Origin of the sequence: Pustulibacterium marinum (genome assembly GCF_900116665.1) — a bacterium.
GTDB lineage: Bacteria > Bacteroidota > Bacteroidia > Flavobacteriales > Flavobacteriaceae > Pustulibacterium > Pustulibacterium marinum.
Window position 1 is genome coordinate 1 of the sequence record NZ_FPBK01000009.1, and the last position, 14,754, is coordinate 14,754.

The window sequence follows — 14,754 nt, forward strand, 5'->3', positions numbered from 1 at the left end:
AGCTTGAGAGAAAATTTCACGGGCAGTGATACTTTTAATTGTTCTGGCAATCTTTGTTGGACTGTAGGTTGGAACACTCTGTAACAGAAAATGAACGTGATTCTTGTCTGAACCTATTTCCAAAAAGTGAATTTCATATCTATCCTCAATTTCGATACAAGTTCTTTTTAATATTCGATCAACTTTTGGACTCAATACCAATCGACGATACTTCGTTGAACATACCAAATGGTATAATAACAAAGACACATTATGACTTTTATGAAAATGTCTACTTGAGCTCACGCTCAAAGATTACTATTTTTTTCACGCGAGGCAAGCCTCGGGGTATTTACCCGCCTAGAATAAATATAAAAACCCTTCGATAATAATTTATCGAAGGGTTTTTTATTGACTTTCCTTTCTGACAAAAGACAAAATAAATCAACCTATTAAACAGTTAGCATAATGAAACCTTACATAGAAATAATTTTAATCACCCAAATCAACACCAACAATAAGTAAACAACAAACAGAATTGACATCGGTCATTATCAATCAACTCACTAATATTTAGCACTACATAAAGAGCAAAAAAAAGCCTCAACTTTTCAGTTGAGGCTTTTTATATGTTAGTAATACAAAGGCTTTATTAGTCAGCCAAAATAATTACTTTATTATCATTCATTTCTATAGTTCCACTATTAATAGGTAAAATTGTAGCGCCATCAGCTTTTGTGAATTTAGCTTTAAACTCCTCTTTAATAGTTACATTTCCTTTTATCTTAATAGTACCTTCTCCCAATAAAGAAACAATAGGAGCGTGATTTTCTAAAATCTGGAACTCTCCGTTAACACCCGGAACAGCAACAGATTCTACGTTTCCGTTGAACAAAGTAGCTTCTGGTGTAACAATTTCTAAAATCATAGTTCTATTTTTTTAAAACAGCTAAATACTGCTTATTAAGCTTCAGATAACATTTTTTCTCCAGCTTCAATAGCTTCTTCAATAGTACCTTTAAGGTTGAAAGCAGCTTCTGGTAAGTGATCTAATTCACCATCCATAATCATGTTGAAACCTTTGATAGTATCTTTGATATCTACTAATACTCCAGGAATACCTGTAAATTGCTCTGCTACGTGGAAAGGCTGAGACAAGAAACGTTGTACACGACGAGCGCGAGATACAACCAATTTATCTTCTTCTGAAAGCTCTTCCATACCAAGAATTGCAATAATATCTTGAAGTTCTTTATAACGTTGAAGAATCTCTTTTACATTTTGTGCACAAGCATAGTGCTCTTTACCTAAGATATCTGCTGTTAAAATTCTTGAAGTAGAATCTAACGGATCAACCGCAGGATAAATACCAAGCTCAGCAATTTTACGAGACAATACTGTAGTTGCATCTAAGTGAGCAAAGGTAGTTGCAGGAGCTGGATCCGTTAAGTCATCCGCAGGAACGTAAACCGCCTGTACAGAAGTAATAGAACCTCTTTTTGTTGAAGTAATACGCTCTTGCATAGCACCCATTTCTGTTGCTAACGTTGGTTGGTAACCTACCGCAGAAGGCATACGGCCAAGAAGTGCAGACACCTCTGAACCAGCCTGTGTAAAACGGAAGATGTTATCTACGAAGAAAAGAACGTCTTTTCCTTGAGAATCACCTGCACCGTCACGGAAATATTCAGCAATAGTTAAACCTGATAAAGCTACACGAGCACGAGCCCCAGGAGGTTCGTTCATCTGTCCGAATACGAACGTAGCTTTAGATTCTTTCATTTGTTCTTTATTTACTTTAGATAAATCCCATCCACCTTCTTCCATAGAGTGTATGAAATCATCTCCGTACTTGATAATTCCAGATTCTAACATCTCTCTTAAAAGGTCATTTCCTTCACGAGTTCTTTCACCTACACCTGCAAATACAGATAAACCACCGTGACCTTTAGCGATGTTGTTAATTAATTCCTGAATCAATACAGTTTTACCTACACCAGCACCACCGAAAAGACCAATTTTCCCTCCTTTTGCATAAGGCTCAATAAGGTCAATTACTTTAATACCTGTAAATAAAACTTCGGTAGAAGTTGACAATTCGTCAAATTTTGGAGCTTCTCTGTGGATTGGTAATCCATCTTTTCCAGATTTTGGAAGATTTCCTAAACCATCGATAGCATCACCCATTACATTGAATAGACGACCATATACATCGGAACCGATTGGCATTTGAATAGGATTTCCTGTAGCAACAACTTCTGTTCCTCTACTTAATCCGTCAGTAGAATCCATAGAAATCGTTCTTACTGTATCTTCACCAATATGAGATTGAACCTCTAAAACTAATTTAGAACCATCTGCATTATCAATCTCCAAAGAATCATAAATTTTTGGAAGAGCAGCCTCGGTTTCGAATATTACGTCTACAACCGGACCAATAACTTGTGCAACTTTACCTGTAACTTTTGACATTACTTTTGATTGTTATAGTTTAATAAAAACTGTGCTTTTTCAGTCCGCAAAGATATGTTTTTAAACTTTAAGAATAAACTGCTTAGGAGATTTTTTTGCTTAGTTTTTATATTTTTCTTAACAAAGATAATTTTCTCAGTAAGTTACTCATGTAAAGCCTATTAAAGAAAAAGCCTTGCTTCATATGAAACAAGGCTTTTGTATTTGTATGTGTTAATATTTATGGCTGAATAGTCCAAGAAAGATAATACATAGAACCTATATACCCGGTACCAATAGCTTGAAAATACTCATGTCCACCAATATTTGTAGCTCCTAGTTTAAACGTAGAGTTTAAGAAATCTACTCCATAATTAACCTGTGCATCCACTACATGATATGCAGGAACATTACCATCTGCGAAAGATGCTTGCCAAAAATAAGCATCGCTCCAACGCCAACTAACATTGAAACCTACATTATCAAATAGCTTTTCATTTCCAAAACTAGCTTTTACTTTATGCTTTGGAGTATTGAAACTTGGTCTAAAATCTGGATCTTCAGATTCATCAAAATCAAATCCTGAATAGGTATAATTAACACCTAAATCGTAATTTTTGAAAATTTTCGTTTCTAAACCTGCATTTACACCATACGAATTAATGTTTACCGCAGAGTTTGTATAAGCTTGAAAAACTTGATAATCTCCATTCTGAAGTGCCAATAACGATAGCGAATTATCACCAACTTGACCATATAAGGGAACCAAAACATTTTCAGTAGAAATAAAGTCTTTATATCTATTGAAATATCCACTAACATCTAAGACTATATCTTTTATTTTACCTCTATAACCAAGTTCAACTGCCGTTACCTGCTCTGGTTTTACCAACTCTACATCTGCGGCAGTTGGCATTCCTTGATTTACAGAACGCAGAGAAAACGCATTTTCATAAGCATCTCTACCATAAACTGTAGCTTCTGTTTGCCCAGTTGTAGATTGACCACTTGTACTTAATGTACGGGTTACATTGTATCTATCTAAATTATCTGGTGAAGAACCTACTAATATTGCAGCTCCAGCATCTAAACCAATGTACAAATCTTGTGTAGTTGGATTACGGAAACCTGTTTGCATGGAAGCTCTTATATTATGATTTCTTGATTCTCCAATAGTATACCCAAGAGATAATCTTGGTGAGAAGAAACCATCAAATAACTGAGATTTATCAAAACGTCCAGAGGCTGTGATCTTTAATCTTTCATCCGCTAATTTTTTCTGAATTTGCGTGTATGCTCCAAATTCGGAATATGAAATTGGTCCGTCATAATCTGTAAAGATAGTTCCGTTAGAGTTCAAATTGTACTCTCTAAAAGACCCACCAATTTGAATTTCTGCAAACTTCTCTGTTAAGTGAGAAAAATTATAGTTTGCATCCACATGATGCATTTTGGTTTGATCTTGAAATTTTGCACCTGTGGCTAAATTTGGATCGTTGATCACCTGATTAAACGCAGTATTATAAGCTTCTGTACCCGGTAGTAATCTTCCTTGATCAGCTGCCTGTCTTGCCAAATTATGCGCCGTTTGGTAATCCAAAGGATTTCCTGTTCCCATTCCTAATCTTGCTCCAATGTAAGTCTGCGCATATTGTTCAAACCAATTTTGATCTGACTTCCAATATCTATTCACATTGATGGCAGCAAAACGCGTATCATAAGAATCTCCAGCATTCTCAGTAGTCATATATCCACGAACAAAGAAATTATCATTTCTTACCTCTAGCTTAAATTGTTGCATTAAAAAGTCGTTCAATGAATATCGGTTAGATCCTTGATAAATTGTGTTTCCACTTCCTATCTTATACACTCCAATAATTTCAAAATCATCTGCAAACGGCTTGTAATGAACCGCTACATCTCCTTTGAAACTTTGAGCATTGTAATTCATTAAATCTACTTCGTTATAACCCGTTCTAGAAACCACGTCAGAACCAATGGTTCCTGTTGGTAATCCAGCCAATTCATCAAAATTAAGTGTAGTAGCTACTTCATCCCCATAAATATTTAATCCATTAAAAGCAGGATTAGATCTGTCATACGAAGGATTATTAACATCTGTGTAGTTGGTAGCATACCAATCCGTTCCGCTCAAATAAGAAACAGAACCTTTTACAGCAAATTTATCACTAAACTTTTTTGCCAAACGCAATCCTAAATCGTAGTATTCATTGGTACCAGCGGCTTTTTGAGACGTAACTCCTCCTTTTACATAAGCACTAATTCCCTCATGCTCAAACGGACTTTTTGAACGCATGAATAAAATACCGTTAAAAGCATTAGCCCCGTACAGAGCAGAAGACGCTCCAGGAAGTAATTCTACGCTTGCCACGTCTAATTCATTCATACCCAATAAATTTCCTAAAACGAAATTCAAAGCAGGTGAAGCATTATCCATCCCGTCTACCAACTGCACGAAACGCGTGTTAGCAAAAGTGGCAAAACCTCTGGTATTAACAGATTTAAACGTTAATGAGTTGGTGTTGAGATCTACACCTTTCATATTTTCTAAACCATCATAAAAAGAAGCAGATGGAGTAGCTTTAATTTGTTGAATCCCCATTCTCTCAACAGATACAGGCGACTCAAAAACACGCTCTGGTGTTCTAGAAGCAGAAAGCACTATTTCATCTAACTGAGTGTGCTCTTCTTCAAGACTAACAGTAACTTTTTGATTGTTAGTAGAAATTTCTACCACTTGAGCAGTAAATCCAATACTAGAAAATACTAAATTAAAAGGAGGATTTTTCTCCGTTTCGAAAATAAAATTACCATCAAAATCGGCTACTACTCCTTCAGACGTTCCTTCGAGTACAACATTCGCTGAAGGAATTGGTTCATTATCACTATCTACAATAGTACCCGTCACCTTAGTTTGGGAAAAAGAGATAGCAGTGCATAATAATGCAATTACACATACTAACTGTTTCATGTTTTGGGATATTATTAAATTTTCGGTAGCAATATACGTTTTTTTTCAATTCAACAATAAAACTACCTTAAAATTTACAATAACTCAACAAATTATTCCACAGTAACCGATTTAGCTAAATTTCTAGGTTGATCTACATTACACCCTCTCATAACGGCTATATGATATGACAATAACTGCAATGGAATGGTTGTAATTAATGGTGTAAGTGACTCGGAAGTTTCAGGAACTTCAACTACATAATCAGCCATTTCTTTGATAGTAGTATCACCTTTGGTCACAATTGCGATAATTCTACCGTTTCTAGACTTGATCTCCTGAATATTACTTACAATTTTATCATAATGCCCCTTTTTGGTCGCAATAACCACAACAGGCATGTTTTCATCAATCAAAGCAATAGGACCATGCTTCATTTCTGCAGCAGGATATCCTTCTGCATGAATATAGGATATCTCTTTTAATTTAAGAGCTCCTTCTAAAGCAACCGGGAAGTTGTAGTTTCTTCCTAAGTACAAACAATTGGAAACCCCTTTATATTTTTCTGAAATCTCTGTTACAATACTATCACTTTTTAAAACCTCTTCTACTCTATTTGGAATAGATTCTAAGTCAAATAAGAATTTCTTATACTCACTTGTAGACATGGTTCCTTTGGCATTCGCTAAACGCAAAGCCATTAAAGTAAGCACTGTAATTTGAGTTGTAAATGCTTTTGTAGACGCAACTCCAATTTCAGGACCTGCATGCGTATAAGCTCCCGCATCGGTTTCTCTAGCAATAGAAGAACCTACTACATTACAAACACCAAAAACAAAAGCTCCGAAGGATTTTGCCAATTTGATAGCAGCAAGTGTATCTGCAGTTTCTCCAGATTGCGAAATGGCAATGACAACATCTTCACTACTGATTACAGGGTTTCTATATCTAAATTCAGATGCATATTCTACTTCGACAGGAATTCTGGCAAGATCTTCAAATAGATATTCTGCAACCAAACCAGCATGCCACGAAGTACCACATGCAACAATGATAATTCTTTTAGCATTCAAAAATTTCTGAAGATTATCTTCTACTCCAGACATTTTTATGATTCCTTCATTGGAAAGTAATCTTCCTCTAAAAGTATCGAGAATAGCACTAGGCTGCTCATATATTTCCTTAAGCATAAAATGATCGTAACCATTTTTTTCAATTTGCTCAAGGTTTAATTTTAATTCTTGTGTATTAAAATCAACTAAGGCATCACCTTTGATTTTTCTAACTTTTACATCTCTTCCAAGACGAATTACAGCCATTTCTTCATCCTCTAGATAAATGGCATTGCTGGTATACTCTATAAAAGGAGAAGCATCTGAAGCAACAAAATATTCGCTTTCACCAACACCTATTGCCAATGGACTTCCTAGTTTTGCAACAACAAGTTCGTCTGGTTTCTTTTTATCAAAAACGGCAATAGCATATGCCCCAACAACTTCATTTAAAGCAACTTGAACTGCCTTTCCTAGTTTTACCCCTTCTATTTTTTGAATTTCTTCAATCAAATTTACCAACACTTCTGTATCGGTATCAGAATAGAAAGTATATCCTCTCTTAATCAATTCTTTTTTGATAGAAGCATAATTCTCAATAATTCCATTATGGATGATTACCAAATCTCCGGAATTTGAAAAATGTGGATGTGAATTAACATCGTTTGGAACACCATGAGTAGCCCAACGTGTATGGCCTATTCCCAAAGTTCCTTTGGCATTAATAGTTTCTTCAACTTTTCGCTTTAACTCTGAAACTTTACCCTTGGTCTTACATAACTGAGTTTCTTCGCCATCAAATATTGCCACTCCGGCACTGTCATAACCTCTATACTCAAGTCTTTCTAATCCTTTTATTATAATAGGATAGGCTTCTCTATGACCAATGTAACCAACTATTCCACACATAAATTCAAAAAAATAACTAGTTGTTTATAGGATTTGTGTAATACACCTCTAGGCGTAATCTTTTATCTTCAGGAACCGTTTCACTAGTTCCGTAAAGTATAGTACCAAAAGGATTAGTAACCGATGCTGAAGGAATTAACTTATCATCCTCAGTAGACGTTTTTGCTGTTAAAACCGTAGTTGTATTTACATTGGAAGTAACTACAATTCCTAATCGCACATTTGTAGAATCACTTTGAACCAACGTATTCAAATGTTCTGTTAGTCTTATTTTATAGCGTTCGCTATTTCCATCATCATCCTTTTCTACAATACCGCCGTATACATATTTTGAGAAATAAGGATTAGACTCATTTGTTGTACCATCAAAAGCATAATCTATCACAGGAGCCGAATCGTCATCTAAACTAAACAAATACAGTCTTGATGGCTCTACAACATCCCCATTTTGATCTAATAAATCATGATTAATTGAGAACGTTAAGTTTGCCTCATTAATTAACCAATTTTCTGATTGCATCATTGATACTGCTTCCGGAGTAGTGATATCATCTTGATCTAAATCAAAATTATTATCAAACATACTCAACTCAACCATACTTCCCTGACCTCCTTTAACATATAAAGCTTCCGGATCTGTAGATGTATCAAAAGACGGAAAGTTCGAAGAATTGGTTCTTTGAATGATGTTTCCTGCCAATGATAGCTCAAATGAAGATTCTTCAATTGAATACCCTTCTTCTTCATCAGCATCATATCTACGGTATTCATATTCAATAACTATTTTTGCTTCCGATAAGCTTAATAACATTAACAAATTATCGCTGATATTTGAGGTACTGATTACAATTCCTCTAAAGTATTCTTTAAAATTATTATTGTTTTCCAAAGCAGTAGCATCCTCCATATCTAAAATTTTCGTTTGGAAAAAATTAGAAGTAACATCATCACCAATTGGAAAGTCTAATCGAAGTCTAGGTTCTAACACTTCATCTATTTCTTCAGATTCATCCTCTTCTGTAGTTTCATCATCCACTTGCATAATCTTGATAGTTTCACTACTAATTTGAAAATCAGTATCATTCACCAAGTTTTCTCCTAAATAATTCTGAAAATCAAGATCCGAAGATGATGAGAAATATTTGGCTCCTTCAGTAAAATTACTATCAGGATCGTAGTCTCCTAAATAATATGTAAGCTCATCTACTCTTAATGTAAATTCTTGCTCTTGGTTTCCATAAATAGAATCCAAGGTATATGTAGCTACGTCATCATCATCTAAAATTGCAGCACCATCATCGTCTGTTGCAGTAGAACTAAAATATGGGATATCTAAATATACACGCGTAATGGTTTCATGCTCATCAATGGTTGAAGAAAGTGTGTCATCTGCCATTTCCACAGCTTGACTATACGTACCAAAAGTTGGAGAAACCGTACCTAATTGCACCTGAGAAACAATATACGATTCTTCTTCCCCAAAAATCGGATTGTTATATTTCCCTAATTGATAAACATCTAAACCGTTTGTTTGAACAGCATTTAATTTTACATTCCTCGCATGTACCGGGTAAAATGCACGTTCTGCTTCAAAATTTGGGGTTACCCCCGCCAAGTCTAGATTGCTAAATTCTTTTTCACACGATGTTGCCATCATTATCACCATAACCCCCGCTGCAATGGTGAAAAAAAATCTTTTTGAGTTTTTAAACATATAAACTATGAAGTTAATTTCAATATTTCCTTATTATAGAATTCCATATAGGCTTCCTCAAATTCATAAATAGGAACAAATGGTAACGTAGGAACGTCTAAAGATGAAATATGTTTTTGAAGTTCTTCCGGAATATTTTCAGATGCCACAATAACACCGTCTGAATTTGCCGTAGCAACCTTCATTAGATTTGTATAATCTGGAGTTTCTAAAGCAGCTACTTTTTCTTTCTCAAAACCATCAAACAACACTTTATCCATCATCTTAGTATCTAACGTACCTTCAAACCCTTTGTTGTACACAGAAGTAACAATTTTACTTTCTGAGAACAATGGTTCATCTTCATAGTATTTTTTAAGATATAATGGAAGTAAAGATGCCATCCAACCATGTACATGGATAATATCTGGCGACCAGTTCAATTTTTTAACAGTTTCTACAACTCCTTTTGCAAAGAAGATAGCTCTTTCATCGTTATCAGGAAACAAATTTCCTTCTTTATCATTGAAAGTAGCTTTACGCTTAAAATACTCTTCGTTATCTATAAAATAAACCTGAATACGTTCTTTTGGAATAGAAGCAACCTTAATAATCAACGGCATATCCATATCATTCACCACCAAATTCATACCGGATAAGCGTATTACTTCGTGTAGTTGGTGTCTTCTTTCATTAATATTGCCATATCTTGGCATAAATATTCTAATTTGCCCACCTCTATCATTCACCATTCTAGGTGCTTCAAAAGACATCAACGATGTTTCATTTTCAGGTAGGTAAGGCATCACTTCAGAGGATACAAACAACACTTTCTTATCAGTCATAAAATCTTTGCTTTAGTTAAAGACTAGCTTTTAAACATGCAAAATTACAAAAATTATGTGTATTTGTCCTAAAATATATAATTTTGCACCGCTTAAAACGAGAACAATGAGCCTATATAGAGAGAAAGAAAAATTGCAAAATTTCCTTTCTGATCAACATCAAGACCAATTAAAAACAGGCTTGGTACCCACTATGGGAGCCTTACATGAAGGTCATATTTCCTTAATTCACAAAGCAGTATCCGAAAATGATTTGGTGGTAGTGAGCATTTTTGTGAATCCAACACAATTCAATAATGCCGATGATCTTGACAAATACCCAAGAACTTTGGAAGCTGATTTAGAAAAAATTAATGCTTTTAATGATAAGGTAATTGTTTATGCTCCAGATGCAAATGATGTGTATGATAGCAATGTTGCTGCAACAAACTTTGACTTTGACGGATTAGAATTTGAAATGGAAGGCAAGCACAGAGCCGGGCATTTTGATGGAGTTGGGACTATTGTAAAAAAACTGTTTGAAATTGTAAAACCAACCAATGCATACTTTGGTGAGAAAGATTTTCAGCAATTACAGATCATAAAGAAAATGGTAGCTAAAACACAACTACCTGTAAATGTAATTGGCTGTCCTATTCTTCGAGAAGCAAATGGTTTGGCTATGAGTTCTAGAAATGAAAGGTTATCAAAAGAAATGCGACAAAACGCTGCATTCATTTTTAAAACCTTAATGAAAAGTAAAGAAGTTTTTGGTCAAGAATCTATCACTGCAACAAAAGATTGGGTTACCAATCAGTTTGCAGAAAATCATGATTTTGAATTAGAATATGTAGAAATTGCAGATGAACACACGCTAAAACCTGCAATTGAAAAAACGAAAGAACAAAAATATCGCGCATTTATCGCCGTTTACACTGATGGTGTAAGACTAATTGATAACATCGCTTTAAATTAATTACCTTTGTGTCATGCAAGTACATGTAGTAAAATCGAAAATTCACAGAGTAAAGGTTACCGGAGCAGATCTTAATTACATTGGTAGTATTACTATTGATGAAGATTTAATGGAAGCAGCAAATATAATTCAAGGAGAAAAAGTTCAAATTGTAAATAACAACAATGGTGAACGCCTAGAAACGTATGTAATTCCAGGACCAAGAGGAAGTGGTGAAATCACTTTAAATGGTGCTGCCGCAAGAAAAGTTGCAAAGGGTGATATTCTTATTCTTATAGCCTATGCTATTATGGATTTTGAAGAAGCCAAAACTTTTAAACCGTCACTCGTTTTCCCTAACGAAGAGAACAATCTGCTTACGTAGTTTGAAAATCAATATTAAAAAAACATTAAGTATTTCACTCCCACTTTTGCTGGGAGTTTTTTTAATATGGTATTCTTACAATAAATTTTCAGAAGAACAACTCAGAGAAATTCAGCATTACTTCTCAAATGCAAATTACCGCTTTGTTCTTATTTCTGTGCTTTGTGGTTTTTTAAGTCATCTTTCAAGAGCTTACCGCTGGAATTATATGCTGAAACCACTAGGTTACAAGCCCAAAATAGCCAATAATACTATGGCTGTTTTTGTAGGATACATTATGAACTTGGTAATTCCGCGTTCGGGTGAATTTTCAAGAGCATTGATCATCAACAAATATGAAGATGTCCCTTATGATAAAGCTCTGGGAACCATTATTGGTGAACGCGTGGCTGATATGCTTATCCTTTTAATTATTGTTGCAAGTGCATTTTTTATTCAATTAGATGTACTGAAAGATTTTGTTCTAAGTATAGTTCCCATTAAAAACATTCTCATTTTACTCTTTATCTTAATCCTATTAGGCTTAGCATTTTTATGGTTTGTTTACAAAACCAATAATGTTTTAAGCAACAAAATAAGAGGATTTGTCACCGGAATTTTCGATGGAATTCTTTCCATTATCAAAATGAAAAATAAATGGGGTTTCATTTTTCACACTCTATTTATCTGGGTGATGTATGTAGCCATGTTTTACATAAATATTTATGCGCTACCCGAAACTAGCAATATGGCTGCCGGCACTGTAATTTCAGCATTTATTGTTGGAAGTTTTACCATTGCTTTTACAAACGGTGGTTTTGGCTCATACCCTTTTTTCATCTCAAAAATATTAGCTCTCTTCAGTATTCCATTAACCCTTGGCACGGCTTTCGGATGGATTGTTTGGATAGCTCAATTTGTGATGATGGTTTTCTTTGGAGCGCTATCACTTATTTTATTGCCAATCTACAACAGAAATAAATAATTGATTAAATTGCGTGTTTTACACCAAAAGCTTTCCAAGTATGAAAAAACTTTTATCATTGTTACTTTTTTGTGCATTTTTTTCAGCCCAAGCACAATTTTCTGTAGAAGAAGTTGAATCAGGAATCTTAAAAGAGAAGAGAACTCTCAAGATCTACAAACCTGTAAATTATACAGAAGAAAAAGTATATCCACTTATTATTGTTTTTGATGCTGATTATCTTTTTGAACCCTTAGTTGCCAATATTAATTACTACAGTTACTGGTTAGAAATGCCAGAAGCCATTATAGTTGGAGTGAATCAAAAAGGCATCCGTTATGAAGATTGCGAGTACAGCGGAGAAACAGGTTTACCGGATAATAAAGGAAATGATTTTTTTGATTTTGTAGGTTTAGAGCTTATTCCATACATTGAAAGTCAATACACCATAGCAAATTTTAGAGTAGCCGTAGGCCATGGAACCACAGCAAATTTTATAAACTATTATTTGTTTAAAGATGCTCCTTTGTTTAATGCCTACATAAATCTAAGCCCAACTTTCGCCCCTCAAATGGAAGAACGTATTGCTTCGCGATTAGGACAATTCAAAGAGAAAAAATTCTATTACTTGGCAACGGCAGAAAACGACGAGAAGAAAAATAGAACCAAAATAGGCAACCTCAACACCATGTTAAAACAAGTAAAAAACAATCAGTTGTATTATTACTACGATGATTTTGAGAGTGCCAACCACAATTCTACCGCAGTTTATGCAATACCAAATGCTTTAAATAAGATCTTCGGTATATTCAAACCAATCACACCAGCAGAATACAAGGAAAAAATTCTTACCATGGAAGAGCCTGTTATCAATTATTTGAATGACAAGTACAACACCATTGAAGATCTTTTTGGTTTCAAAAAAGAGATATTAATTAATGATTACATGGCCATTTATGCAGCCTGTAAAAAGAAAGAAGATGCAGAATCTCTTAGAAACCTTGCCGAGCTTGCAGAACAAGATTATCCGGCTACTATGATGTATGATTATCTTATGGGTGAATATTATGAGCAAATAGGCAACCCGAAGAAAGCCGTAAAACACTTTCAGGAGGCATTTGCAAAAGAAGAAATAGATTTCATGACAAAAGATTTGGCTTACGAAAAGATGCAAGCCATTAAAAACGACTTTGGTTATTAATGGCAAAAGTTAAAACATCCTTTTATTGTCAAAATTGTGGTGCTCAATACGCGAAGTGGCAAGGGCAATGCTCTTCGTGTAAGCAATGGAATACCATTGCAGAAGAAGTAATTCAGAAAGAAGAAAAAAACTCCTGGAAAACTACTACTGAAAACGGCTCTAAAAAACGAGCCCCAAAACCAGTTTCCATACATGAAATTCAAAGTGAAAATGAATTTCGTATGTCTACCAATAATATAGAATTTAACAGGGTTCTTGGAGGCGGTTTGGTTCCAGGTGCAGTGATTCTTCTTGGTGGAGAACCTGGTATTGGTAAAAGTACATTGCTATTGCAAATTGCGCTTAACCTGCCTTTTAAAACACTCTATGTTTCTGGAGAAGAAAGTCAGCGTCAAATAAAAATGCGCGCTGATAGATTACAAACAAGTCCTAATGACTGTTTTATTCTTACCGAAACCAAAACGCAACATATATTCAAGCAGATCGAAGCATTAGAACCTGATGTTTTGGTTATCGACTCTATTCAAACATTGCATTCAGATTATATTGAATCTTCTGCCGGAAGTATTTCTCAAATCAAAGAATGCACTACCGAACTCATAAAATTCGCAAAGGAAACACACACACCTGTGTTGCTTATTGGTCATATTACTAAAGATGGTAACATTGCCGGACCAAAAATTTTAGAACACATGGTTGACACCGTTCTTCAGTTTGAAGGCGACAGAAATCATGTATATCGTATTTTAAGGTCTCATAAAAACCGATTTGGTTCTACCAACGAATTGGGTATTTACGAAATGCAAGGTGCAGGTTTACGCGAGGTGAGTAATCCATCAGAAATATTAATTTCAAAAAATGATGAATACTTAAGCGGAACTGCCATTTCTGCAACTGTAGAAGGTTTACGACCGTTAATGATAGAAATTCAAGCATTGGTGAGTACCGCGGTTTACGGAACTCCACAACGAAGCACAACAGGTTTCAATGCAAAGAGATTGAATATGCTTTTGGCAGTTTTAGAAAAACGTGCCGGTTTTCGTTTAGGCGCAAAAGATGTATTCTTAAATATTACCGGAGGAATTTCTGTAGATGATCCTGCTATTGATTTGGCGGTTGTGGGCGCTATTCTTTCTTCAAATGAAGATATTGCCATTGACCGAAGAGTTTGCTTTGCAGCAGAAGTGGGCCTTGCAGGTGAAATTCGTCCTGTAACGCGCGTTGAACAACGAATTGTGGAAGCCGAAAAATTAGGTTTTACTACCATCATTATTTCTGGACAAAATAAAATCCCAGAAGGAAATTATCAAATAGAAATCAAAAAGGTTAACAAAATTGAAGAAGTTGTTAGCTTTTTATTTGGATAGATTTGGCACAGAAAATGCTTACTT

12 protein-coding genes are annotated in these 14,754 nt (G+C 34.9%); 5 read left to right on the forward strand and 7 right to left on the reverse strand.

Annotated elements, in window-relative coordinates; all coding sequences use genetic code 11:
* The 7 genes from tnpA to BM383_RS11965 form a co-directional block, all read right to left on the reverse strand.
* The coding region (gene tnpA / locus BM383_RS11935; protein ID WP_245766578.1) for an IS200/IS605 family transposase at nt 1–285 on the reverse strand (285 nt) is incomplete at its 3' end.
* 346 nt (nt 286–631) lie between these two features.
* The gene (locus tag BM383_RS11940; protein WP_093025376.1) at nt 632–907 is read right to left on the reverse strand and encodes a F0F1 ATP synthase subunit delta/epsilon; all 276 of its coding nucleotides are present in this window, start codon (nt 905–907) and stop codon (nt 632–634) included.
* A 35-nt stretch (nt 908–942) separates the two neighbouring features.
* Nucleotides 943–2,451, reverse strand: a complete 1,509-nt coding sequence (gene atpD, locus BM383_RS11945) for a F0F1 ATP synthase subunit beta (protein WP_093025377.1) — start codon at nt 2,449–2,451, stop codon at nt 943–945.
* 220 nt (nt 2,452–2,671) lie between these two features.
* Complete coding sequence (locus BM383_RS11950; protein WP_093025378.1) at nt 2,672–5,422, reverse strand: TonB-dependent receptor; 2,751 nt, start codon at nt 5,420–5,422, stop codon at nt 2,672–2,674.
* Between the two features lie 92 nt (nt 5,423–5,514).
* A complete protein-coding gene (glmS, locus tag BM383_RS11955) occupies nt 5,515–7,362 on the reverse strand; it encodes a glutamine--fructose-6-phosphate transaminase (isomerizing) (protein WP_093025379.1) in 1,848 nt (615 codons plus the stop codon).
* Between the two features lie 16 nt (nt 7,363–7,378).
* Entirely contained in the window at nt 7,379–9,076 is a 1,698-nt protein-coding gene (locus BM383_RS11960) for a BamH family beta-barrel-assembly machinery protein (protein ID WP_093025380.1), read from the reverse strand.
* A 5-nt stretch (nt 9,077–9,081) separates the two neighbouring features.
* On the reverse strand, nt 9,082–9,900 hold the full coding sequence (locus BM383_RS11965; RefSeq protein ID WP_093025381.1) for a glycogen/starch synthase: 819 nt from the start codon (nt 9,898–9,900) through the stop codon (nt 9,082–9,084).
* A gap of 106 nt (nt 9,901–10,006) precedes the next feature.
* Between BM383_RS11965 and panC the strand changes: the two genes are divergently transcribed.
* The 5 genes from panC to radA are packed head-to-tail and all read left to right on the forward strand — an operon-like array spanning nt 10,007 to nt 14,730.
* Complete coding sequence (panC, locus tag BM383_RS11970) at nt 10,007–10,855, forward strand: pantoate--beta-alanine ligase (RefSeq protein ID WP_093025382.1); 849 nt, start codon at nt 10,007–10,009, stop codon at nt 10,853–10,855.
* A 13-nt stretch (nt 10,856–10,868) separates the two neighbouring features.
* Entirely contained in the window at nt 10,869–11,219 is a 351-nt protein-coding gene (panD, locus tag BM383_RS11975) for an aspartate 1-decarboxylase (protein ID WP_093025383.1), read from the forward strand.
* On the forward strand, nt 11,137–12,183 hold the full coding sequence (locus BM383_RS11980; RefSeq protein ID WP_093025384.1) for a lysylphosphatidylglycerol synthase transmembrane domain-containing protein: 1,047 nt from the start codon (nt 11,137–11,139) through the stop codon (nt 12,181–12,183). Before panD ends, BM383_RS11980 begins: the two co-directional genes overlap by 83 nt.
* Nucleotides 12,184–12,223: 40 nt before the next feature.
* On the forward strand, nt 12,224–13,363 hold the full coding sequence (locus BM383_RS11985) for an alpha/beta hydrolase (protein ID WP_093025385.1): 1,140 nt from the start codon (nt 12,224–12,226) through the stop codon (nt 13,361–13,363).
* Nucleotides 13,363–14,730 carry a DNA repair protein RadA gene (radA, locus tag BM383_RS11990; protein WP_093025386.1) on the forward strand — a complete coding sequence of 456 codons (1,368 nt, stop codon included), beginning with the start codon at nt 13,363–13,365 and terminating at the stop codon, nt 14,728–14,730. Before BM383_RS11985 ends, radA begins: the two co-directional genes overlap by 1 nt.
* The last annotated feature ends 24 nt before the right edge of the window (nt 14,731–14,754 follow it).